A 21,968-nucleotide genomic window follows, 5' to 3' on the forward strand; every position below is an offset into this window, starting at 1 on the left:
ATCTCTCAACAAAGCTCGAAAACCAGCTTGCTGAAAATGAATATCCGTTGTTAATGCTTCCGTTATTCTACGCTCTTCCATTACAATAAAAGAAATACAGTCAACAATTCCCCAATTTTTATCGTTTCTTTGACAATATAGATGATAATCGTCCGTAGATGAAGATAAAGCGATCGCATAACTTGTATCGAGAAATTTCTCAGGGTTCATGCTCTTTTTCTTCGCCATATAAAATATGGCTCTTCGGGACTTGGTATGGTTCGATGTGGGGGCATAAATCGACTCAATCCTTATCTGGCAAGAGATTTAATTGATTAGTTCGCTTCAGATCGCAAACAATTGACAAAAATTGCGGCAATGTCTGTCTCTATAAAGGTTTCATTCCTTATAACCCCGTCCATTGCATAAGACAAACCGAAGAACCCGAAATCCTCGTGAACTTTATTTTAAGTCACCATGCCGAAGAAAAAATTATTCAACGCCAAATCTCTTTAAAAATATTGCAGGACATCCTCAATAATCCTGAGCAAATTTTAGAAGAAGATGGACTCAAAGTTTATCAAGGTACGTTTGTCACCATTAACAATAAAACTTATCTTCTGAGAATTTACATTAATGACTTAGTTGAGCCTCAAAAAATTGTTACACTATATGTTACCAGTAAACTTAGAAAATATAGGCAGCTATCAAATGAAAGCTAAATATGATGCTGAAGTTGACGTTTTAACAATTACCTGGCATGACACACCCGTAGAAGAAAGTGAGGCAATCAGTCCGGGGGTTATTCTTGACTATGATCAAGCAGGTAATGTAATCGGGATTGAAATTCTTAATGCTTCTCGAAAAATCGAGAATTTTTCTCCGAATGTGCAGGTAGCTATTTCTTCTCGATAAAGGTGATCGCTGATCCTGTAGTGCGATCGCTGATCTGTAGGTTGGGTTGAGGTGACGAAACCCAACATTGCCCTTATTTCTTACCTGAATTTTTTGGGTTTCACTTCTACATTTTATTCCATACCAATATCACTATCAAAGATCAGCTTTTCTGAAGCTCCCCACATCTGATCATAAATTCCTTCTTCAACATAACGGTGAAAACTGGAATATTGCCAATCTTTCGGAGCATTTACTAATCCATGATGCACGGTATTCGAGATGATTAACAAAATCTCAATAAAAAACCCTTGACAAATCCTCGCACTTGACATACACTTATATATAGAATGGGAATCTGTACCTGCCTGCAAACCCTCTTTTTTTAGGTCAAATAAGCGTCAAAAAAATAAAAACCTAATACCTGACCGGCGCTAAAGAGGATAGGGTATGACAAATAAAGACTTATACGAACAAGACTATCCTGCTTGGTTAGAAGAAACGGCCAAACAACTGCGACAAAGACAGACAGATGTATTAGATTGGGAACATCTCGAAGAAGAAATCGAAGCATTGGGGAACCAACAGAGACATAAAGTAGATAGTTATCTCCTACAATTGCTCATTCATCTGCTTCTCTACCAATACTGGCCGGAGGAACGAGAAAGATGTGCGCGGGGATGGCAGGACGAAATCGGTAACTTTCGGGTGGAATTAGAACTTTTATTGGAGTCAAAAACCCTTTATAACTATTTTTTAACCAGAATTTCGGTTATTTACCCCAAAGCAGTGAAGCGAGTCCGACAAAAAAGCCAATTACCGGCCGCTATCTTTGCCGAAAGCTGCCCCTATAGTCCCGAACAAATCCTCGATTCCGATTTTCTCCCCTGAAATTCTGGCAGATTTTTTCAAAAAAACCCTTGACAAATCCCCGCACTTGACAGATACTTATATATATAATGGGAATCCGTGCCTTCCTACGAACCCTCTTTTTTCAGGTCAAATAAGCGTCAAAAAAATAAAAACCTGATAACCGGTCTCTAACTACCTATAAGTTTTTCACCCAATCACTAATCAACTGGTTAACCTCCGTGGGAATTTCATCGTGGGGACAATGACCGGCAGTTAGATAATATTCTGTCAGAGAAGGATAGTATTGACGGAATTTGGCCCCGCGTTCCCTAGTATTCATCCAAGGGTCCCCCTCACCCCATAACATCAACAGGGGACAACTTAACTTTTGCAGGAGAATATCCACATTTTCCCCCCGGGGAGATTTAAACACAGAAGCAAAAACTTTGGCTGCTCCCGCATCCAGGGAAGGACGACGGATATCTTCTATTAACTGCTCGGTAATGGCACTGCGATCGAGATATACTTTCTCTAGGGTTTTGCGGATAGTTTTGGGTTGACGGGTATAGAGAAATAAGAGATAACTGGCCCAAGGTTGCAGCAAGACTGATCGCAGTAATTTTTGTGCTAAATTAGGCTGACGATTGCTTTCTGTATCGCTAAAAGGACCGGCGCTATTGAGGAGAATTAATCCCCGAACATTCTCGGAATGATTAGCAGCTACACAGAGAGAAGCGTAACCCCCCAGAGAATTACCCGCTAAAACCGTCGGTTGCCCCACAACTTCCTTGATAAAATCATTTAATTGTTGCTGCCAAAGATTGCCACTATAGACAAGATCTGGTTTAGCTGATCTACCAAATCCTAACAGATCGATCGCCCATACTTCCCATTCTGAGGCTAAACCTTGCACATTTTTTCGCCAATGGTCGGTGGAAGCGCCAAAACCGTGGACTAATAGTAACGGGGGTTTTCCCGTCACTCTAGTACCCGCTTGCACATAGTGTATAGAATTTCCTTGCCATTGCCAATTTTGCTTTATCGTCAGAGCAGCTGTATTCATCGGCTGTTTTGTTAAGTAATGTGAATAATTCTTAGTCTAACCGATTGGGAAACTGGAGACAAAGCTAGAGATTTTTGACCGAACCCCTTGACTGAAAACGGGACTTGACATATACTTATATATATAATGGGAATCCGTGCCTGCCTGCGAACCCTTCATTTTTGGGCAAATAACCCTAAAAAACACTCTCAAAAAAAATCTTGAGCGGGATTAATCTGCTGGTATGGGTGGCTAACCCCAGAGAATTACTCCTGAATAACAGCTATGAAGATTTTGACGATTTTACAGGGATTAATCGACAAAAATCCCTTAACTGACGCGGATCTAGAAGAACTACTAGCGATCGAATCCTTAAATTTTAGGGAGACTAACCCTCTGATCCTACAGGAAAGGGCTGAACTATTAACGATTCTCTGGCCGCGAGTCTGGCAAAAATGTCAGGAGTTAGGGATAAATCAGCCAAATCAGATTTTGATCAGCTGTTGGCGCTTGTGGATTCCTTGGGCGCTAGAGCTACGCAGCCACGCAAAACCGTTGATTCAAGGCATTTTGGCTCCCCAAGGCACGGGAAAGACCACTCTAACATCCATAATGTCGATTATTTTAGCCTATTTTGATTTAAAAGTAAATAATCTCTCTTTAGATGATATTTATAAGACCTATAATGAGCGAATAAAATTGCGTCAAAAGGATGAAAGATTGCGCTGGCGTGGTCCACCGGGTACTCATGATATAGCATTAGGAATTAAAGTTTTAGAACAGGTTTGTCAGCAAGAAAGTCCGATTTTAATCCCGCGGTTTGACAAGTCCCTGCATCGAGGACAAGGAGATAGAATTGCAGCGGAACAAGTGGAACGAGTTGATATTCTTTTTTTCGAGGGTTGGTTTGTGGGCATGAATCCAGTAGAAGAAACAGTCTTTGATCATGCCCCCGATCCGATTAATAGCGAGGAAGACCGACAATTCGCCAGGGATAATAATCAAAGATTGCGAGAATATCTACCCCTCTGGTCAAAAATCGATCGCTTACTGATTCTTTTTCCCCTTGACTACCGTTACAGTTTACAATGGCGACAGGCGGCCGAAACAAAAGGAGGTATGAACCCATCAGAAATCGAGGAATTTGTCAAGTATTTTTGGAAAAGTTTACATCCGCAATTATTTCTGCCACCCCTGCTCAAACAAGCGCATCTAGTGGTAGAAATTAATCGGGATCATAGTCTGGGAAAAATCAGTTATCAGTGAGTAGTAGGCAAAAGGCAAGAGGCAAGAGGCAAAAGAAAGAATCTGGCAATTCTCCTACCCAAAAAGAAGGTTAGAAACTAAGTCCATAAAATCTTCTAGCTTAACAAATTAGGTTTTAGATTCCGTCGAGTTAAAAGAAAGCTCCGAACTTGTCACTTAACACTATTGACTGATAACTGATAACTGATAACTGATAACTGATAACTGATAAAGCTTATGATTGAAGTCGAACATCTGAGTAAAATTTATGGTTCTACCACGGCAATCAGTGACGTGGATTTTACCGTAGAAAAAGGAGAAATTCTCGGTTTTTTGGGACCAAATGGAGCGGGAAAAACCACCACTATGAGGATTTTATCCGGTTATATTCCTGCCACAACGGGAACAGCAAGGATAGCAGGATACGATGTGCATCAACAATCCTTAGAAGTGCGTCGTCGCATTGGTTATCTTCCCGAAAATCCCCCCTTGTATCCGGAGATGACCGTGGAAAGTTTTCTCGATTTTGTCGCACGGATTAAAGGCATCTCATCGGGAGATAGAAAAGCGCGGGTAGATCTAGTTTTAGGCAAATGTCAGTTACTAGAAAAAAGAAAAGTTATTATCCGCAAATTATCCAAAGGTTATAAACAGCGTGTGGGAATTGCCCAAGCGATCATACATGATCCACCGGTAATTATTTTAGATGAACCGACAGTAGGATTGGATCCGAAACAGATTATCGAGGTGAGAAATCTGATTAAAAGTTTAGCGGGAGAACATACAATTATTCTCTCCACTCATATTTTACCAGAAGTGAGTATTACCTGCGATCGAGCGACAATTATTAATCGGGGTCGCATCGTGGCCAATAATATTACTACCGCTACCCCTGCCGGTTCCAGTTATGAAATTGAGATCGAGGGTGATAGGGATTCCCTGCTAGAAATCCTTCAACAAATGCCGCAAGTCGAACAAGCAGCAAAAGTCGGCGATAACCTGCTTAAAATTGTTGGTCAAGTGGGAACAAACCTAGGGGCAGAACTTGCTAGAATAGTTGTCAACAATGGTTATAACCTATTAGAAATGCGTCGCACGCGTAAAACCCTAGAAGATATCTTTTTGGAAGTAATCGGCAGCGGGGAAAGTAACCAACAAGAGGAGAGGCATGATCAATAATATCTGGGCGATTTTTCGCAAGGAATTTCAAAGCTATTTTACCGCCGCCAATGCCTATATCATTATGGGGATATTTTGGTTAGTAGCGGGATTTTTCTTTAACTCCCTTCTCTACGGCATTATTCTCGATGTTAGTATCCAGGAACAATCGGGATTTCTGGTAGCCAGAGATACGGTATCTGAATTTATGACCACTTTCATCGGCATTATTTTATCCTCTTTATTGTTGGTAATTTTGCCAGCCCTGTCTATGGGATTATACGCAGAGGAAAAAAAACAGGGAACCCTAGAACTTTTAGCCACTTCCCCCCTGACTAATTGGAGTATAGCCATCGGTAAATTATTGGGAGTGCTGGCCTTTTTTACCGTGATGATTACCCCCCTCTGGATTTACGAAATAGTGGTTTTTAGTAGCGCAGTTCCCCCGGTGAATATAGCCAGTGTTTTAATGGCTCATCTAGGATTAATTTTACTGGCAGCGGCCATCCTAGCCATCGGGATGTTTATATCTTCCCTCACCAATAGTTCTATCCTGGCTTACATCATCACCTTTATCACCATCTTATTTATCTGGATACTGGATGTCATTGCTAACAATGTCGAAACCTTCTTTCGAGATCGCATCGGAGGAGAAGTGGGAGAACAGATCGGATTTTTCCTGAAAGAATTGCTCTCCCATCTATCTTGGTATCAACCCTTTAACAATTTCGTGCGGGGAATTTTTGACAGTAGTAGTTTAGTCATCCTGCTCAGTTATATTCTGCTGGGAATCTTCCTAACTACTCAATCGATCGAAGCGGACCGTTATCAAAGAAACTAACTATGATATCCTGGCAAAAATACGGTAAATTTCTCTATATACCCGCCCTCTTTCTGGCTAGTGCCGGCTTAACCGTAGGGTTAATCTCCGGTCAATGGTCATCCCTCTCTCTGGGGTTATTAATTGCCGGGGCTATTCTGTTTCTAGGGTGGCTGTTGTTATTAGTAATCACCCAGAAAGAATTTTGGCAAAAAAGAAGTACCCGCACCGGCACTCAAACCCTTATTACTACTATTATTGTCCTCGGTGTTATCGGTTTAATTAACTTTCTTGCCCTCCGTTATCCCTATCGAGTTGATTTAACCGAAAACCAAATCTTTAGTTTATCCCCCCAAACCGAAAGACTATTAACCAATCTGTCAAAACCAGTCAAAGTCTGGATTTTTTCAACCCGGGGAATCAGTGGCAACGAAGAGGAACTTTTAGCCAATTATCAACGCAAAAATCCCCAATTTCAGTACGAGATAGTTAACCCAGAGAAAAAACCCAATATCGCTCAGGAATTTAAAAAACTAGCTAATGATAATCTGTCCAGAGTCTATCTACAGTATGGTGAAAAAAAACAACCCCTGAAAACTATTAGTGAAGAGGAAAGTCTCACCGAAGCGAAACTGAGTAACGCCATCGAAACCGCTAAAACCGATCGCACTTTAACCGCTTACTTTCTGCAAGGTCATGGAGAAAATGCCATCAAAGAGCCTCAAGGTGGATTAGTGCAAACAGTCAATAGTTTAGAAGCAAAAGGTTATCAAGTAAAACCACTTAATCTAGTGGAACGTTCCACCATTCCCAGTAATGCCGATGTCATTATTATTGCCAGTCCCAAAAGAAAAATATTTCCCCAGGAAGTCACCGCTTTAAAAAACTATCTTGAGCAAGGGGGCAAAATTTTATTAATGATTGACCCCCAAACCGAAACCGGATTAGAACCCTTATTAACCGCTTGGGGTGTGAAACTAGATAATCGGATTATTATTGATGCTTCCGGTGCCGGGGAAATCATCGGACTAGGACCAGCTAGTCCCATTATTACCAATTACGGCAATCATCCCATTACTCGCGATTTTGCTAACGGTATTTCTATCTTTCCCTTTGCTCGTCCCATCGCTACCGTTCCCATCGAAGGAATTGAAGCCGTATCTTTAATGATTACTAATGATAAAATGTGGGCTGAGAGTGATTTAAATGATCAGAATCTCCAGTTTAACCCTGAAAAAGATTTAGCTGGTCCCTTTGATCTAGGAGTTGCTCTGACTGGAAAAAAAGGTAAATTAATCGTGATTGGTAATGCCAGCTTTGCCAGCGATGGACTATTTGAACAACAGTTAAACGGAGATATATTTTTAAATTCTGTGCAGTGGTTAGCCAGTGGTGAAACAGCCACCTTATCTATCCGGGCCAAGGAACCAGAAAATAGAAGAATTAATTTAAATCCCCTGCAAGCTAACGCTATTTTTTGGATAGCGATGGTAGTGATGCCTTTAGTAGGATTTACCCTAGCTGGATTGACTTGGTGGCAACGTCGTTAATCGAGTTAGAATCTAGAAAAATCATCTCTCTTAATTCCCCTAACTGCCATGACCACAACCCAAACTATCCCCCAATTGTTGACTTTTGATGACTATATCAATCAATATCCCGATGATGGACAACAATACGAATTAATCGCAGGAAAATTATTGGCCATGATGCGACCGATCGGAAAACACGAAGAAATTGGCGGATTTGTTTCTGGAACCCTATTCTTAGAGATAAATCGGCAGCAATTGCCCTATTTTATCCCTAATACTGCGGCAGTAAAACCCCTTCGACCCCATACGGGTTATCTACCCGATATTATTGTCTTAGACAGAGAAAATCTAGTTAATGATCTCTATTGGGAAACCGCTTCCTCAATTTCTCTGGCAACATCAGCTAAATTAATTATTGAAATTGTCAGTTCCAATTGGCGAGATGATTATCTGAAAAAATTCGACGACTACGAACAATTAGGAATTGCCGAATATTGGATTATCGATTATTTAGCCAAAGGTTCGGCCCGATATATCGGCAGCCCCAAAGAACCCACCATTTCTATCTATCAATTAATCGATGGAGAATATCAAGGTAATTTATTTAAACAGGATCAACGTCTTATTTCAGGGGTTTTTCCAGAGTTAAACCTCACGGCTAATCAAATTTTTCGTGCTAGAGCTTAAAGAAAAACCCGTATTTTTAGATTAGACTTATGGTAAAAATCAAAAACTTACCTGAGAGTCAGGAGCTTATAATAGAAAACAACTCAAGATCGGAGAAATCAATTAATGTTTGCCACAATAGAAGATAAACAAGCTCTTTCCCTCGAAGTATTTCTTGCCCTTCCAGAAACTAAGCCTGCTAGGGAATATTATCATGGAATTGTCACTCAAAAACCTATGCCCAAAGGAAAACACAGCATCTTACAATTTGAGTTAGCCTCTGCCATTAATCAACAGACTAAATCTCAAAAATTAGCTTATGCTCTACCTGAATTGCGTTGTACTTTTGCAGAACGTTCAATTGTGCCAGATATTGCGGTGATTCGTTGGGAGAATTTGCCAAGAGATCTAGATGGAGAAATGGCCGATCAATTTTTACGTTATCCCGATTGGATTATTGAAATTATGTCTCCTGAACAATCTGTTACCTTAGTGATGGAAAAGATTATTTTCTGTTTACAACAAGGAACAGAATTAGGTTGGTTGATTGATCCTTCAGCAAAGTCAGTCACCGTTTTTCAAACAGGATTACCGAAAGTACATATTGCAACTGAAGGAAATAATGAGCCTTTAGCAGTGATTAAAGGATTAGAACGTTGGTCAATATCAGCAGTGGATATTTTTGCTTGGCTAAAGGTTTAATTTGTTATGTCAGCATCGTTTGGTTTATCAGTTTATTCCAGAAGAGTAAAGTTGTCAAAGTTATACGGATGTGGACTCATTATGAATAACCCCTCTTATTTATTTTATACTGGTAACATTAATGATTGATTTGGATTGTAAAAATTAGGAACATGAAAGGCTTATGGTATAAGACTTTTGCCTTCCGCAAAGCGGTATAAATCCCCTCAAGATAACATAAAAATACGATATAAATACCCCCTCAACTGACTGAATGAAGGGGGCATTTATGGTATTTTAGAAGCAATTTAGCTGGCTTTTGTGGTTTCTTTTTCGATGGATTGGGATGGTTTTAGTTGGCGTTTGAGGGTTGAGGCTGCGCCGAGGGTGCCGAGGGCGAGGAGGCTTAGGACTGTAGAGGTTTCGGGGACTTGTGCGATAGATTTATTTAATCGTATATTAGGCCTAACATTATACTTATCTTCATCAATTACTTGAGGTTCATAAGTAAGTTGAAGACCTAACTTTATTTGAGAATATCCTATTCTATCTAAATCTTCTCTGGTAATAATATCCGTCCCAAGTCTTCTGCCGATTGCTAGCAGCCTTCGATTGGTTTCTTCAAAATCAAGTCCAAGATAATGTTCTACAGCCTCTCGGGGTGTCAAACCCCTTAACAGCCCAGAAACGGAAGCTCTAATTTCAGATAGTCCATCCGTATTAATATCCCACTCTAAATTACTATCGAGTCCAAGCTCCCCATTAGGCAGAAGATTGCGAAATCCTACCCTTGATCTGTATTCTGAATTACTACCAAATATATCATCCAGGCCAAAACCTAATTCAAGTCCATCATCAACAACCAAATCTCCAGATGCTGAGGCTGTAAATCTACCTTCTTCAAAACCATAACCAATTCCATAACCTAGAGTAAAAGGGTTTCCAGAAATAGTTCCTCTAGCTGTTGCACTGAAATCAAGTCTTCCATTGTATAAATTAAAATCTCCTCCCCTATAAAAATCAGTTTCTAATGTAGTGCCAAATATAACATTTTGATAAATAGCTGTTTGAGTTTTGATAACGGACCCGATTTCTACTGGGCTATCGTCCCAATTTCCAAAATTTCGGACTCCTAATTCAGCTCGAATACTAAAATCTCCAAAATCTGGATTGCCGTTATAAAACCCGCTGGTTCTATATTCTGTATATAAACCAATATCAGCACCCCTTCCTATGAAAATATCTCTTAAAGTACTAAATTTAACATTATATTGAACCCCATAAAGAAGATGATCACCATTAGCTCCTGCGGATTGGTTGGTTAATAGTATTACTATCGAAGGAAGAACAAGGTAACAGGATATTTTATTATAAAGCATAATTCAAAATAATTGATTTTTTTGCGGACAACAAAACAATACACACTCCCCCCCCCACAACTGTATTAAAAGCTACAATTTAGTAAATTCTTTATATTCTTCTTCCTAGCTTAGGGATTGACAGGGGAAGATTCCCTCGCACTAACCAGCTGATAGACTAGGGATACCAGCTTTCATTTTGGAGTGAGAGAGTGGTTAAGTTAACCGATTCCCAAATTGATCAAGAAATTGGCAATATTGTCAGTCAATTCCAGCTTTATCAATGTTATGAATGTGCTAGAGCAGTAATGCAGTGGCTAACAGACAACGAAATTGAGGGGAAAGTGATCGAACTGAAAACGCGCTATCATGACGAAGATTATATCATTAGCGATCGCATAGGGAATGATCAATCAATTACGATCAATGGAAAACATTATGGGGTAGAAGTAAGGGGAAGAGTATTTGATAATCTGTCTCCTCAAGGGATGACACGAGATGATTGGCTGAAAGATTTTCATTGCCAAAGTGAAGAGTTTATAATTACTGAAGCAGGAGAAGGGTAAAGATGGAAGTAAAAGGCGGATTATTTGAGATTTTGTCTAAGATTAAAGCTAGACCTGGACTGTATATTGGTCGTCCTTCCCTGTCGGATTTGTTTATGTTTTTAGTGGGTTATAAAACTGCTAGACGGGAGTTAGGAATTGAACCGACAGCCGAAGAAATCAGATTCTATCAAGAGTTTCATCAGTTTGTTGAAAACAAATACAATCTTCATACATCTAATGCTTGGGCTAAAATTATCCTGCTCTATTGCCCCGATGAAAAGCAGGGATTTGAGCGTTTTTTTCAGTTACTAGGGGAGTTTCAACAACTTGGCAGTCAGGAAATTCCTGCCGATGGGATTGAGGATAAAGAGATTATTATAAGTCGTGTCAGCTAGTGCGATCGCAAATCTCATATCTCAGGTCAAACAACAGCCCAACCCAACGCCAAGAACGGACAGCAAAACAATACACATTACCGCACTAAAAACTGTATTCTAAGCTACAATTTAATAAATATTTTACAAATCTTTACATTTCCCTCCCAATCTCTATAAAGAAAACCCAGAACCAGAATAAACAATCCCCAGAAGACGAGACAGAGAGACCCGATCCGACTTCAGTAGTGCAATCGCAGCGTCCGTAACTTGTCCCCTCACCTCTGAAAACCCATGCTATCCTTGAGGTATTGCCCCAAAATCCTCAAATCAAATCGTGATGAACAATGCTGGCCTAGATACCAATTCTCCTTTGTTGCAAACCCTTCAGACATTACCTGTCCAACAACAACAAGAAATTCTCGATTTTTTGGAATCTATAGTCAATCAACACCATCAAACCCAAATAACCCCAACAGGTAGAATTGCGGGATTATATCAAGGTCAAGGCTGGATCAGCGATGACTTTAACGAACCCCTAACCGATGAACTCTTGCCGCCAACTTAACCCATGCAACTTTTATTAGATACCCATAGCTTTATTTGGTGGTCAATTAACTCAGAAAAACTATCACTAACCGGGCAAGATTTGTTATTTGATCGAAATAATCGCTTGTTTTTAAGCGTTGCTAGTGTCTGGGAAATGCAAATAAAACTGCAACTGGGAAAATTACAACTTAACCCATCTTTACAGGAATTAATTAAAAATCAAATAACCATTAATAATCTAGAAATACTTTCTATTGATCTGGCTCATATCTGGACACTAGCAACCCTTATCCACTATCATAAAGACCCCTTTAATCGACTTTTAATATCCCAATCAATAACCGAAATTATGCCTATTCTGAGCATTGATGAAATATTTGACCGTTACCCCGTTCAAAGAATTTGGTAAATTTCCCAAAATGTGAGGCGATCGCTAACCTCGCAGCTAGGTCAAACAACACCCCCACCCAACGTCAAAGGCAGACAACAGAAGGATACACATCCCCAAAAAACAACTGTCTCAAAAGCTACAATTTAATAAATCTTTACATTCTTCTCCCTAGCTTAGCGATTCACAGAGCAAGGATTCTCAGGTGTTTTCCCCTGTTTTACTGCTTCTCAGGCGAACTATCCTTTTCCGTGAGGGATTTTGGTGTGGTATGTCGGATTCGGTATTATTTATAAATATCACCACGAGGACCGATCTCAGTGACAATGAAAAGACGTTCTTCTCGATTGACCTGCATTAATACCCGATAATTACCCACCCGCAGGCGATAACTCTCTCGCCCTTTGAGTTTCTTGAAATCTGTCTGAGTAGGACTCGCCAGCAATTTATCCAGTTCATTTAAGATGCGCTCTTGGCTGCGGGGCTGTAACCGTCTTAGGTAACGCTCGGCTGGTTTTAAGATGATGTAGTGCCACATCCTAACTCAGCCTTCAACTCTGCTTTAGATTTGCCAGGATCGCGCCCTTCTAAATATTCCTGATAGGCTTTCTCTGCCGCCTCAATTTCTTCAGGAGGCACGTCATCAGCAGTCTCAGAGGTTTCTAAATACTCTAGGAATCGCTCAACATCTACAGCACTTTGGTCGTTCATGCTACTGCCCCTACTTCCTTATTGTTTTTCTGCCTTTCATTAACCATCATAAAACACAAGAGGGATTGTGGCGCGGTATGTCGTGTTCGCCTTTGCCTTCTCCCTTGACTGCGCTTCAACTCGATCGCAAACTAAATTAAACAGGATTACCTCGCACCAACCAGATGATAGAAATAATTGAATATGGCTAAATTACCAGAGGAAACCTTAACTAGCATTTTTGATCTACTGCGTCAACTGGCAGAGCAGATAGAATCAGAAGAATTAAGCCTAAACAGTAGCTATCTTCTATTGTAGGGGAAAGGGCAAGGGTTTAAGAAAAAATTATCATCTTCCCCTTGCCAGACTTCTGCAAGCAGTCTATTAATTACTATTTTCTTCAGGAGGAGAAGGTGATAAAACCGGAGGAGCAATCGGTTCAATTTTATCCTCATTAACCGGGGGATTAATCACCTCTGGAACAGGGGAAGGGGAAGGGGAAGGGGAAGGAAGGGGAGAAACTTGAGGACTCGGATCTGTTTCAGGAAGGGGAACAGGAATAGGAATTACTTCTTCTGGGGTGGGACTAGGAGTTAATTCTGGAGTCACTTCTGGACTAGGAATCACCTCTGGGGTAGGAGTCGGGGATGGAGTAGGAGTCGGGGAATAAATGGGAGTCCGTTGACGAGAAGGTCGTCGGATAGGGGGAAAATCTTGGGAGGGAGGAGGAATGATTTCAGGACTAGGAGAAGGTTCGGGGGTTGGTGATGGTTTAATTTCCTCATTTTTGGGTAAAAGAGCCATAAATCCCCGATATCCTAGGGCAAAAGCCCCAATTGTCACCGCAAAAATCAGCAAAATCCACAGCCAAGGATTCTTTTTTTTCCCGGAATTGGGTTGAATAACCACAGTGGGGGAGACGGTTGGTTTTTGGGGTGTAGAGGACTTTAATCGGGGACTATGGGGAGAAACCGCGATAGTTGGTTGGGTGGACAAATCGGGGGATATTTCTGCCAAAGCTGCTAACATTTCCCTCGCAGTAGCAAACCGATCCCGGGGATGAAAACGGATCGCTCGATCGATTACCATAGCTAAATTAGGATTAACATTTTCTGCCTCCTGTCGCCAGAGAATTTCCCCCGTGCGCGAGTCAGTTTCTAGATATTGCGGCGTTTTTCCCGTTAATAAAAAAATCGCCGTTAAGCCTAGGCTGTAAAGGTCACTAGAAAAGACCGGTCTCCCGGCAGCCTGTTCCGAAGCCATATAACCGGGGGTGCCAAGGGCGATCGAATAGGCACTTTTTCCCGTAGGATCGAGTAAGGTGGCGACTGCCTCTTTCATTACCCCAAAATCGATTAAAATGGGCAAATTATCACTATTTCTTAAGATAATATTATCGGGTTTCACATCCCGGTGAATAATGCGGCGACTGTGAATAAAATCAATAACAGGCAGTAAATTCTCCAATATCTTCTGCACTGCTGAGGAGGATAAATTTCCCTGTCGTTGCTGTTTTTGGGTTAGTGTCTCCCCTTCAATCCATTCCTGCACCAGATAGAAGTGATTATCTTGGGCAAAATAACCGTATAAACGGGGTATTTGGCGATTTTGCTCTCCCAATTCCTCTAAAACGCTTGCTTCTTTCTGAAAACGTTCTTTTAACCATTCTGGCATCTCCTCACTTTGAATAGCCGGCTGCAATTTTTTAATCACACAGCGCCGTTGAGAAGGCATATTCGTATCGATGGCGATATAAGTTTCCCCAAATCCCCCCCTAGCAAGGATACTAACAATTTGGTAGCGATTGTTTAAAAGCACTAGATTCATTACCCTGAGAGTGCAAGCGTGGTCATAAATTGTTCCTAGACTAACATTCTTTCGTTAAGGAAAAAGTCAAGGGAAAAACTAGAGTCAAGTCTAAGGAATCCAGCGACGGATTTTCGTCCACAAAGGTGCATTATCTTGACTACTCATCTCCTGAAAACTTTTATAACAATCGTAGGCGCGATTAAGATGGGCGGTGATTTCTGTAGCATTGGGATGAGAATTGCGATCGGGATGCCAATAACACAAGAGAGTTTTATAATTGTTCTCAATCCGGCTAGTCGTGGTAAAAGGAGTAATCCCCAAAACTCGCCACCAAACGGGATTAGCGGACTCTATAATCATCACGGCCAAGGAACGGGGCGAAGGATAGAGAATTTGGGCGATTAATGACCAATCTGCCCCATAACACACCCGATAAACCGCTTTAACCCGCTCTTTTCCCAACTGTTCACAAGCTTGTAAATGCCATTGACGAAAATCCCTCCGCATCTGCTGATGAGTTCGCAAATCTCGCCTGGCGAATCTGCCCTCAGCTAGTTTATTAGCCCCGATAGTGTTAAAGTTACCATTAGCGATCGCTTTTAGATCCCAGTAGAGATGATAAAAAGGATCTTGACCCAAGGCGAGACTTTCCAGAATTTCCTTAGCGTAACCTCTAGCCGGATTTAATTGCAATAATTCCCGTAATTCCCGACAAAACTGCTCATTTTCGGGCATACCACGCCATTGCCAATAGTTAACATCCGGTTTTGCCAGAGACTGCCTATATACACTGCGCCACACCTGGGGAACAGTACAGGCGATCGGGGTAGCCAAGGGAGTAGCCAGGGGATAAAATTGACCCTTTAAAGAGCTTTCAGGAGCATCTTCTAGTAAACAAGCAAGATGATAGGCGGGATGACTACGGGGCTTTTTTTGGGGGCTAATAAACCAAAAAGCCGTTAAAATAAGAATTAGGTACAAGAGTAGAGAAAGAATTTGCTCCGCCATCGCAACTTTTAGTTAGTCTGCTCAGTTACCCGAAGAATTATAATTGGTGCTATGGTCGCTGAAAAGTTCTTTGTATCTCGGCTAATCGTCAGAAATCCACAAAACGGGGTGATATGCCGAAAGTTTCCCCACATCCTTACTCCGGTTATTCGGAAAGTTTCTTTATAATTAATAGTTGGATGGCTTAGGTTATCGGTTGGGGCATACTTGAAGAGTGTCTGTTCGAGTTCAAAAATTAAAGTGATCAGCACACCTGGAGCAATATGCGGCAATCAGAATCAAAAATTGCGCTGCTGATTGATGCAGACAACGCCCCTGCATCAAAAATTGAGGCGATCATCTCTGAAATTGCAAAGTATGGAGTTGCCAATATTCGTAAGGCTTACGGAAACTGGAAAAGTCCTGCGCTGAAAGCCTGGGAGGAGTGTTTGCATGAATACGCTATTCGCCCCGTCCAACAGTTCGACTATACGAAGGGCAAAAATGCTACTGATGCTGCAATGATTATTGATGCAATGGATTTGCTGTATACACAACAGTTGGATGCTTTTGCAATCGTGTCGAGCGATTGTGACTTTACTCCTTTAGTGATGCGAATTTTGACAAATGGCTTAAAAGTCTATGGATTTGGCGAGAAGAAAACACCATTGCCTTTTGTTTATGCGTGTTCAACATTTTTATACCTAGAAACTATTGATCAAGCAGTAAATTCTGAGGAGACTTCCAAAGTTTCTGCAAGTGTGAAGAAAACTGGTAAAGAGTTGAAGCAAGACACCAAATTAATCAGTTTATTGAGGGGCGCTGTTTCTAGCACTCTAGACGATGATGGTTGGTCGAATTTGGCAGAGATTGGCGGACACATAGCAAATCAGACATCTTTTGACCCACGCAACTACGGATATGCAAAGTTGAGTGGCCTGTTCGAGGCTATTGACTTATTCGAGATTCAGCGAAAAAATAAGGCAGTCTTCGTGAGGAGCAAGCAAAAGAATGGCACTACTCCAAAAACGTAGTGCAGATCTAGTAGGATGCGTTCCTTAATGCGAGTCCTACCGCTACAGCGATCGATTTTGGGGAACGCACCATAGTCATTGATTCAAGCAAATGATAATAAGCTAAAAACGTCTAGGCACAGGGACGGACGGGAGTGCGATCAGATATAGACAAATATGGAGGCATTTTACCTTACTTTTTGGAGCCGTGATCTGTGGGCAATATGACATGATTAATAGAAGAAACAGGGAGTAAAGAGCATGACTACCTATCAAGATGTTCGCCGGCAAGTTGAGAATCTCACCCCAGACGAGCAACTTCGCTTATTAAAAGAGTTAGCTGTAATGGTTCGTCGCCCTATGCTTGTTAAGCCCAAGCATAGCATTATGGAACTAGAAGGACTAGGAAAAGAAATCTGGAATGGACTTGATGCTCAAGAGTACGTTAATCAGGAACGTGCCTCATGGAATGGCTGATGCAACTGCAAGGTCAAGTTGTGGGGTTGGATACCGCGCCACTCATTTACCTGATCGAGCAAAATCAGGCATATTTAGGGCTTGTTCGTGCCTTTTTTGGGGCGCTAAGTCGAGGCGAGTTTCAAGTTGTTACCTCTACGTTGACGCTGACGGAAGTTTTGGTGCATCCATTACGCTCAGGTAATGTAGAACTTGCCTGCCAGTATCGTGATATTCTTCTTGATCAAGAAAACTTAATTACTGTACCTATTTCTGTTGAGATTGCCGAAGTTGCCGCCCAGTTAAGAGCAAGACAAAACTTGCGAACTCCAGACGCAATCCAGATCGCCACTGCTATGGGAGAAGGTGCTATGTTTTTCTTGACCAATGATGCCCGTTTAGCTGCTGTCCCAGATTTAAAAGTTTTGGTTTTGGATGCTCTGTAACAGTACGCCAATCTGGTAGGGTGTGTTCCTTAAACATTGATTTAAGCAAATGATAATAAGCTAAAAACATCTATGCACAGCGACGGACGGGAGTGCGATCGCTTATGATGGGGTTGTAAATTTTTGTTACGAAGTGCAGATATGGTAGGGTGCGTTCCCTAATGCGAGTCCTACCGCTGCAGCGATCGATTTTCAGGAACCCCAACATCCTCACCTATTACCATGAAAGGGTATAATAAGTTTACTTAAGGTCATCAAAGAGGTAACAAAACCTTAATGGAAAGTCGTATCCATATCCATCCAGATATTTGTAATGGAAGACCTGTTATAGCTGGAACCCGAATTCCGGTGCAAACAGTTATGGAATTTTTAGGATCAGGGGATTCTATTGAAGAAGTAATTGAAGAATATCCTTCTCTGAATCGAGAAGATATTTATGCCTGTATGCAATTTGCAGCAAGATTGATGGCGAATCACTATGAAGTCAGAAAAATTGCATGAATGGTTTTTTCTTTGATGAAAATTTACCAGCTAAAATCCTCTTCACTCCATCTTTACCGATCATTTTTAGGGAGAAGTCCAAGGGATACGGAAATTTGGCAATATGCAAAGGATAAAAAACTGGTTATTGTTACGAAAGATACAGACTTTTCCGATCAACTAATGCTTAATTTTTTTTGCACCTAAAGTAGTACATCTCCGTTTTGGCAATATACGAAAACGAGAATTTCATCAGTTTTTAGCTCCTATTTGGACAGAAGTTGAAGCTTTGGTTATTGAACATAAATTAGTTAATGTCTATTTAGATAGAATTGAAGCATTTAGATAATTTTTCCTAACATTCATTGCGATATCGCTAAGGTGGGTAATGCCTGCCTTACTCTAGGGAAAGTCCAGTAATAATATCTTCTGGGGGAATCCCAGCTTGAATTAAAGTGGTTGTTAATCCTTCTTCAAGATTATCATCTTCAATGACAATTTTATTTTTCAATAAACGAGCGTGAAATAAAATTGTGTTAGTCCATGCTTCTTTTTCCCAACCAGTCATAATTATTAAAAAGTTGCCTGATTCTGGATCACAAACTGGGGTAATTTTAAGGGTTTGTAATCGAGGTTGCATCGCCGATTCTTTTCTGATAACTTGAGTCAGAATATCGGCATAATTTACTGTGTTATCCATTCGCAAATTATCTCCTTTTGAGGATTATAAATAATTAAATTGATTCTGTTACGTTTAATAACCAGTTGGAAAATAGCTTTTTTGAAGTGTTTTAAATAAACTGCTTGACTAATGCCCAAAAAAAGTTTTCTTTCAGGTTCTTGTGAATCTAAAGCCCATTGGTATAATTGAAGTTGTCCTATTGTTTTTTCTAATTCACTGATAACTGAAGGCGTATCAAAGTCTTTGATTTCTACGGCAATTTTACGTTCTTCTTTTTCCGCAGCAAAAAACTTTTCTGCTCCTAAATCAGCTTTAAGCAAGGTTTTTTCTAAGGTTAGAATTAAAGGATCATCAGTGATTTTCCAACCCTCTTTTTCTAAAGTATGACGTAATGATAAATGTAGATCGTCTCGTCTGGACATCCTTATAAACCCTGCTTAAGAGGTTCGATTTCTATTCTACTACAGTTCGCCCTAATTCGGATTTATTATGACCGAAAAAGCGGTAAGGTGGGCAATGCTCACCCTACTATTTCTATTTTCGCTTGGTCAGGCTAGAGACTAACCTTAATCCTCCTAATCCTAACAAGGCAACAACGGAACTCAGTGCAGATCTGGTAGGGTGTGTTCCTTAAACATTGATTTAAGCAAATGATAATAAGCTAAAAACATCTAGGCACAGCGACGGACGGGAGTGCGAGTGCCGTCGAATAATTGTAAATTTTTGTTACGAAGTGCAGTCAGATTGAAGAATTAGTGATAGGGTCGCTGAAAAGTTCTTTGTATCTCAGCTGATTGTCAGAAATCCACAAAACGGGGTCATATGCCGAAAGTTTCCCCATATCCTTACTCTGGTTATTCGGAAAGTTTCTGTATAATCAATGGTTAGCTGGCCTCGTAATATCACGATGTATCTGATTAGGAGCGATATTATGCGACTTAGTGAAAACTTTTTACAGCCAGCATTGTCAGATGATTTTTACTGGCTCAACGAGCCGACGCATTATCGTTTGGGTAATGGCTTGGAAATTTCTACAGATGAAAAAACTGATTTTTGGCAAAACACACACTATGGTTTTCAAAGAGACGATGGGCATTGCTTATTGATGCGACAAGTTGGCGATTTTTCCCTAATGACCCAAGTAGAATTTCAGCCTCGGGAAAAATATGATCAATGTGGCCTAATGGTGCGGATTGACAGTCAGAATTGGATAAAAGTTTCCACGGAATATGAAAGCGAACAAGCTAGTCGGCTTGGTTCTGTGGTGACCAATTTGGGATATTCTGATTGGGCAACGCAAGACATTTCTTCACGATACCGCGAAATGTGGTATCGCATCAGTAAACGGGGGAGCGATTTTCTGCTAGAGAATTCTTATGATGGGCAGGCTTGGCTGCAAATGCGGATCACACACTTACACAAGATAGCCGACGATTGCCAAATCGGAGTGTATGCCTGCAGCCCGATAGGCAAAGCGTTTCGCTGTTGTTTCAAAAACTTGCAAATCTCAGACAATCAGTGGCTGGCAATACCAGAAGCCAGCTAATAACTGTATGCACCCGACTGGCACTTATGCGCCTTAACGCCTGGCTTGTTGTGGTTCACGGCTTGTCTGTCTTATGCTAGAGTTTCATAATTACCCAAAGCTAATGAGGCAAAAAATAATGACGGACAAAAATAAGCCAGAAGAAGTTCAAGAGGCAATGATTTCAGTGGGAGTGGGTACAGCCATTGGAGCTAGTGCATCGGCAGTAGTTGGCGGTATGGGACTGGCTGTGGGAGGAACTGCTCTAGGAGTCGGTATGGCTCCAGTAGCAGCAGCAGGAGCAGTGGTCGGCACAGCAGTTTACGGAACCAAAAAAGCAATAGAAGAACAAGACGCAACGGCAATTGGAGCAGCGGCAATTGGTGCGGGTGCTGGAGCTGGTATATCAGCATTGGTTGGAGGTATGGGATTAGCAGTGGGAGGGACGGCAGTTGCAGTGACGATGGCTCCCGTAGCGGCAGTAGGAGCAGTAATTGGTTTGGCTGGGTATGGTATCTCTAAATTATTCACTGAGTAAGAATGGCTAAACGGAAAAGACAGTCCCCCAATGCTGCTCAAAAATTAGTAAGAGGAGCAATTCGGGACTTTATTAATCAGCTTAATGGCATAGTTATTGAGCCGGAGATAAATGCTCCTGTAAAGGGGACAGAGGCTTGGTATCGGGACAAACTGGCTGGGGAATTAGGAGGAAAAACCGAGGTTTACATTGATAAGGTAGGTAGAATAGATGTCTTAACTAATACGGAAATAATTGAAGTTAAAAATACAAAAGGCTGGAAATCAGCGATCGGGCAAATCAAGAGTTATGGACAGTATTATCCCAAGCATAAAATGAGAGTTCACCTATTTGGGAAATTGACTGAGAGTAAACTGGAAACTATCCAGAGAGTATGTAACCTAGAAGGCATAACTCTAACTTGGGAATAGTATGATCGCCGATTTAGTAAGATTCGTTCCCTAATGTAAGTCCTACCGCTGCTGCGATCGATTTGGGGGAACACACCATGGTCATTGATTCAAGTCAATGATTATAAGCTAAGTAGCTGGTTATAATTAAATTAGAAATGTATTTTAGGTTCGATCCCCTCTGCCCCCCTTGATAAGGGGGGTGCCGATAGGCGGGGGGATCCCCCCTGCCCCCCTTGATAAGGGGGGTGTCTGACAACTTTTAACGCCTACCTACTTAAAAACCTCTAGGCACAGCGACGGATGGGAGTGCGATCGGATATAGACAAATATGGAGGTATTTTACCTTACTTTTTGGAGCCGTGATCTGTGGGCAATATGACATGATTAATGGAAGAAACAGGGAGTAAAGAGCATGACTACCTATCAAGATGTTCGCTGGCAAGTTGAGAATCTCACCCCAGACGAGCAACTTCGCTTATCAAAAGAGTTAGCTGTTACCTCTACGTTGACGCTGACGGAAGTTTTGGTGCATCCATTACGCTCAGGCAATGTAGAACTTGCCGGCCAGTATCGTGATATTCTTCTCGATCAAGAAAACTTAATTAGGGTTTGCTGTATAGTTCCCCAGAGGGAATCTAGGAGCCACACAGTTGGCAAAATGGTAGTTTCGTCCCTTAGTTTCTCAATTTTATCTGGCGTTCGCTCATAAAAGTGCCAGGGTTTTGAGTCCCTCGGATCGATTTCTCAACGTTTGTTTCTGGCACTTTTTTGGCTGAAAAAGTAACAAAACACTTTTCTGGTAAGGCTTTCACTGATATTCAGCCAGCCCTAATTTAGGTTAACTACTCCCCCACAAGCCCGCTT

General features: G+C 41.2%; 31 protein-coding genes and 1 pseudogene. 22 read left to right on the forward strand and 10 right to left on the reverse strand.

Annotated features, from left to right (window positions below):
- Positions 1-210: type II toxin-antitoxin system VapC family toxin (locus tag ACOCD9_RS18200; RefSeq protein ID WP_002736586.1), on the reverse strand; the 210-nt coding region annotated here is incomplete at its 3' end.
- Positions 211-434: 224 nt separating this feature from the next.
- Between ACOCD9_RS18200 and ACOCD9_RS18205 the strand changes: the two genes are divergently transcribed.
- A complete protein-coding gene (locus ACOCD9_RS18205) occupies positions 435-701 on the forward strand; it encodes a DUF4258 domain-containing protein (protein WP_002736548.1) in 267 nt (88 codons plus the stop codon).
- Positions 652-894 (forward strand): DUF2283 domain-containing protein, encoded by a 243-nt coding sequence (locus tag ACOCD9_RS18210; RefSeq protein ID WP_002775710.1) that lies wholly within the window; start codon positions 652-654, stop codon positions 892-894. The genes ACOCD9_RS18205 and ACOCD9_RS18210 overlap by 50 nt, the downstream gene beginning before the upstream one ends.
- A gap of 113 nt (positions 895-1,007) precedes the next feature.
- Here ACOCD9_RS18210 and ACOCD9_RS18215 read toward each other — a convergent pair whose 3' ends face one another.
- Positions 1,008-1,208: a hypothetical protein gene (locus tag ACOCD9_RS18215; protein ID WP_149986406.1), complete on the reverse strand. Its 201-nt coding sequence runs from the start codon at positions 1,206-1,208 to the stop codon at positions 1,008-1,010.
- Positions 1,209-1,323: 115 nt separating this feature from the next.
- Between ACOCD9_RS18215 and ACOCD9_RS18220 the strand changes: the two genes are divergently transcribed.
- Positions 1,324-1,764, forward strand: coding sequence for a DUF29 domain-containing protein (locus tag ACOCD9_RS18220; protein WP_287704692.1), 441 nt, complete (start codon positions 1,324-1,326; stop codon positions 1,762-1,764).
- 157 nt (positions 1,765-1,921) lie between these two features.
- On the opposite strand, the gene ACOCD9_RS18225 is transcribed toward ACOCD9_RS18220, so the two are convergent.
- Positions 1,922-2,788, reverse strand: a complete 867-nt coding sequence (locus ACOCD9_RS18225) for an alpha/beta fold hydrolase (RefSeq protein ID WP_419548123.1) — start codon at positions 2,786-2,788, stop codon at positions 1,922-1,924.
- 264 nt (positions 2,789-3,052) lie between these two features.
- On the opposite strand from ACOCD9_RS18225, the gene ACOCD9_RS18230 reads away from it, so the two are divergent.
- From ACOCD9_RS18230 to ACOCD9_RS18255, 6 genes are all read left to right on the forward strand, one after another.
- Positions 3,053-4,033, forward strand: coding sequence for an ABC transporter ATP-binding protein (locus ACOCD9_RS18230; protein ID WP_287704688.1), 981 nt, complete (start codon positions 3,053-3,055; stop codon positions 4,031-4,033).
- 216 nt (positions 4,034-4,249) lie between these two features.
- Positions 4,250-5,191: an ABC transporter ATP-binding protein gene (locus ACOCD9_RS18235; RefSeq protein WP_287704686.1), complete on the forward strand. Its 942-nt coding sequence runs from the start codon at positions 4,250-4,252 to the stop codon at positions 5,189-5,191.
- On the forward strand, positions 5,181-6,011 hold the full coding sequence (locus tag ACOCD9_RS18240) for an ABC transporter permease (protein WP_287704684.1): 831 nt from the start codon (positions 5,181-5,183) through the stop codon (positions 6,009-6,011). The genes ACOCD9_RS18235 and ACOCD9_RS18240 overlap by 11 nt, the downstream gene beginning before the upstream one ends.
- A gap of 2 nt (positions 6,012-6,013) precedes the next feature.
- Positions 6,014-7,540, forward strand: coding sequence for a GldG family protein (locus tag ACOCD9_RS18245; protein WP_287704682.1), 1,527 nt, complete (start codon positions 6,014-6,016; stop codon positions 7,538-7,540).
- Positions 7,541-7,588: 48 nt separating this feature from the next.
- The gene (locus tag ACOCD9_RS18250) at positions 7,589-8,209 is read left to right on the forward strand and encodes a Uma2 family endonuclease (protein WP_012265292.1); all 621 of its coding nucleotides are present in this window, start codon (positions 7,589-7,591) and stop codon (positions 8,207-8,209) included.
- Between the two features lie 105 nt (positions 8,210-8,314).
- A complete protein-coding gene (locus ACOCD9_RS18255; RefSeq protein ID WP_004163759.1) occupies positions 8,315-8,890 on the forward strand; it encodes a Uma2 family endonuclease in 576 nt (191 codons plus the stop codon).
- Positions 8,891-9,177: 287 nt separating this feature from the next.
- On the opposite strand, the pseudogene ACOCD9_RS18260 reads toward ACOCD9_RS18255, so the two are convergent.
- Positions 9,178-9,303, reverse strand: a pseudogene (locus ACOCD9_RS18260) (PEP-CTERM sorting domain-containing protein); the annotation flags it as partial.
- Between the two features lie 1,136 nt (positions 9,304-10,439).
- Between ACOCD9_RS18260 and ACOCD9_RS18265 the strand changes: the two are divergent.
- From ACOCD9_RS18265 to ACOCD9_RS18280, 4 genes are all read left to right on the forward strand, one after another.
- Complete coding sequence (locus ACOCD9_RS18265) at positions 10,440-10,793, forward strand: papain fold toxin domain-containing protein (protein WP_002798426.1); 354 nt, start codon at positions 10,440-10,442, stop codon at positions 10,791-10,793.
- A 2-nt stretch (positions 10,794-10,795) separates the two neighbouring features.
- Entirely contained in the window at positions 10,796-11,170 is a 375-nt protein-coding gene (locus ACOCD9_RS18270) for a hypothetical protein (RefSeq protein ID WP_061431090.1), read from the forward strand.
- Between the two features lie 319 nt (positions 11,171-11,489).
- Positions 11,490-11,717 carry a DUF2281 domain-containing protein gene (locus tag ACOCD9_RS18275; protein WP_002784946.1) on the forward strand — a complete coding sequence of 76 codons (228 nt, stop codon included), beginning with the start codon at positions 11,490-11,492 and terminating at the stop codon, positions 11,715-11,717.
- Between the two features lie 3 nt (positions 11,718-11,720).
- Entirely contained in the window at positions 11,721-12,107 is a 387-nt protein-coding gene (locus ACOCD9_RS18280) for a type II toxin-antitoxin system VapC family toxin (RefSeq protein ID WP_190357781.1), read from the forward strand.
- Between the two features lie 265 nt (positions 12,108-12,372).
- Here the strand turns inward: ACOCD9_RS18280 and ACOCD9_RS18285 are convergent, their stop codons facing one another.
- From ACOCD9_RS18285 to ACOCD9_RS18300, 4 genes are all read right to left on the reverse strand, one after another.
- Entirely contained in the window at positions 12,373-12,624 is a 252-nt protein-coding gene (locus ACOCD9_RS18285; protein WP_190357782.1) for a type II toxin-antitoxin system RelE family toxin, read from the reverse strand.
- Positions 12,603-12,797: a hypothetical protein gene (locus ACOCD9_RS18290; RefSeq protein WP_287700685.1), complete on the reverse strand. Its 195-nt coding sequence runs from the start codon at positions 12,795-12,797 to the stop codon at positions 12,603-12,605. Before ACOCD9_RS18290 ends, ACOCD9_RS18285 begins: the two co-directional genes overlap by 22 nt.
- 363 nt (positions 12,798-13,160) lie before the next feature.
- Positions 13,161-14,603 (reverse strand): protein kinase domain-containing protein, encoded by a 1,443-nt coding sequence (locus ACOCD9_RS18295; protein WP_419548124.1) that lies wholly within the window; start codon positions 14,601-14,603, stop codon positions 13,161-13,163.
- A 90-nt stretch (positions 14,604-14,693) separates the two neighbouring features.
- Positions 14,694-15,593 carry a J domain-containing protein gene (locus ACOCD9_RS18300; protein ID WP_419548125.1) on the reverse strand — a complete coding sequence of 300 codons (900 nt, stop codon included), beginning with the start codon at positions 15,591-15,593 and terminating at the stop codon, positions 14,694-14,696.
- A gap of 263 nt (positions 15,594-15,856) precedes the next feature.
- Here ACOCD9_RS18300 and ACOCD9_RS18305 point away from each other — a divergent pair, with 263 nt between their 5' ends.
- The 5 genes from ACOCD9_RS18305 to ACOCD9_RS18325 all read left to right on the forward strand — a co-directional run bounded on the left by ACOCD9_RS18305 (position 15,857) and on the right by ACOCD9_RS18325 (position 18,174).
- The gene (locus ACOCD9_RS18305; RefSeq protein WP_288124773.1) at positions 15,857-16,606 is read left to right on the forward strand and encodes an NYN domain-containing protein; all 750 of its coding nucleotides are present in this window, start codon (positions 15,857-15,859) and stop codon (positions 16,604-16,606) included.
- 240 nt (positions 16,607-16,846) lie between these two features.
- Positions 16,847-17,062: a hypothetical protein gene (locus ACOCD9_RS18310; RefSeq protein ID WP_002746864.1), complete on the forward strand. Its 216-nt coding sequence runs from the start codon at positions 16,847-16,849 to the stop codon at positions 17,060-17,062.
- Complete coding sequence (locus ACOCD9_RS18315; RefSeq protein ID WP_002774531.1) at positions 17,050-17,487, forward strand: type II toxin-antitoxin system VapC family toxin; 438 nt, start codon at positions 17,050-17,052, stop codon at positions 17,485-17,487. The genes ACOCD9_RS18310 and ACOCD9_RS18315 overlap by 13 nt, the downstream gene beginning before the upstream one ends.
- A gap of 276 nt (positions 17,488-17,763) precedes the next feature.
- Positions 17,764-17,988, forward strand: coding sequence for a DUF433 domain-containing protein (locus ACOCD9_RS18320; protein WP_287700677.1), 225 nt, complete (start codon positions 17,764-17,766; stop codon positions 17,986-17,988).
- A 15-nt stretch (positions 17,989-18,003) separates the two neighbouring features.
- Positions 18,004-18,174, forward strand: a complete 171-nt coding sequence (locus ACOCD9_RS18325; RefSeq protein WP_223210908.1) for a DUF5615 family PIN-like protein — start codon at positions 18,004-18,006, stop codon at positions 18,172-18,174.
- Positions 18,175-18,364: 190 nt separating this feature from the next.
- Here ACOCD9_RS18325 and ACOCD9_RS18330 read toward each other — a convergent pair whose 3' ends face one another.
- Together ACOCD9_RS18330 and ACOCD9_RS18335 are read right to left on the reverse strand one after the other, a co-directional pair.
- Complete coding sequence (locus tag ACOCD9_RS18330; protein WP_287230123.1) at positions 18,365-18,667, reverse strand: element excision factor XisI family protein; 303 nt, start codon at positions 18,665-18,667, stop codon at positions 18,365-18,367.
- Entirely contained in the window at positions 18,652-19,071 is a 420-nt protein-coding gene (locus tag ACOCD9_RS18335) for a XisH family protein (protein WP_002732677.1), read from the reverse strand. Before ACOCD9_RS18335 ends, ACOCD9_RS18330 begins: the two co-directional genes overlap by 16 nt.
- 509 nt (positions 19,072-19,580) lie before the next feature.
- On the opposite strand from ACOCD9_RS18335, the gene ACOCD9_RS18340 reads away from it, so the two are divergent.
- The 4 genes from ACOCD9_RS18340 to ACOCD9_RS18355 all read left to right on the forward strand — a co-directional run bounded on the left by ACOCD9_RS18340 (position 19,581) and on the right by ACOCD9_RS18355 (position 21,813).
- Positions 19,581-20,195, forward strand: a complete 615-nt coding sequence (locus ACOCD9_RS18340; protein WP_287700675.1) for a DUF1349 domain-containing protein — start codon at positions 19,581-19,583, stop codon at positions 20,193-20,195.
- Positions 20,196-20,313: 118 nt separating this feature from the next.
- The gene (locus ACOCD9_RS18345) at positions 20,314-20,712 is read left to right on the forward strand and encodes a hypothetical protein (protein WP_002746868.1); all 399 of its coding nucleotides are present in this window, start codon (positions 20,314-20,316) and stop codon (positions 20,710-20,712) included.
- Between the two features lie 2 nt (positions 20,713-20,714).
- Positions 20,715-21,122, forward strand: a complete 408-nt coding sequence (locus tag ACOCD9_RS18350; RefSeq protein ID WP_287700673.1) for a hypothetical protein — start codon at positions 20,715-20,717, stop codon at positions 21,120-21,122.
- Positions 21,123-21,516: 394 nt separating this feature from the next.
- Positions 21,517-21,813: a hypothetical protein gene (locus ACOCD9_RS18355; RefSeq protein WP_287714819.1), complete on the forward strand. Its 297-nt coding sequence runs from the start codon at positions 21,517-21,519 to the stop codon at positions 21,811-21,813.
- The last annotated feature ends 155 nt before the right edge of the window (positions 21,814-21,968 follow it).

Origin of the sequence: Microcystis sp. (assembly GCF_048564745.1) — a bacterium.
GTDB classification, from domain to species: domain Bacteria; phylum Cyanobacteriota; class Cyanobacteriia; order Cyanobacteriales; family Microcystaceae; genus Microcystis; species Microcystis ichthyoblabe_A.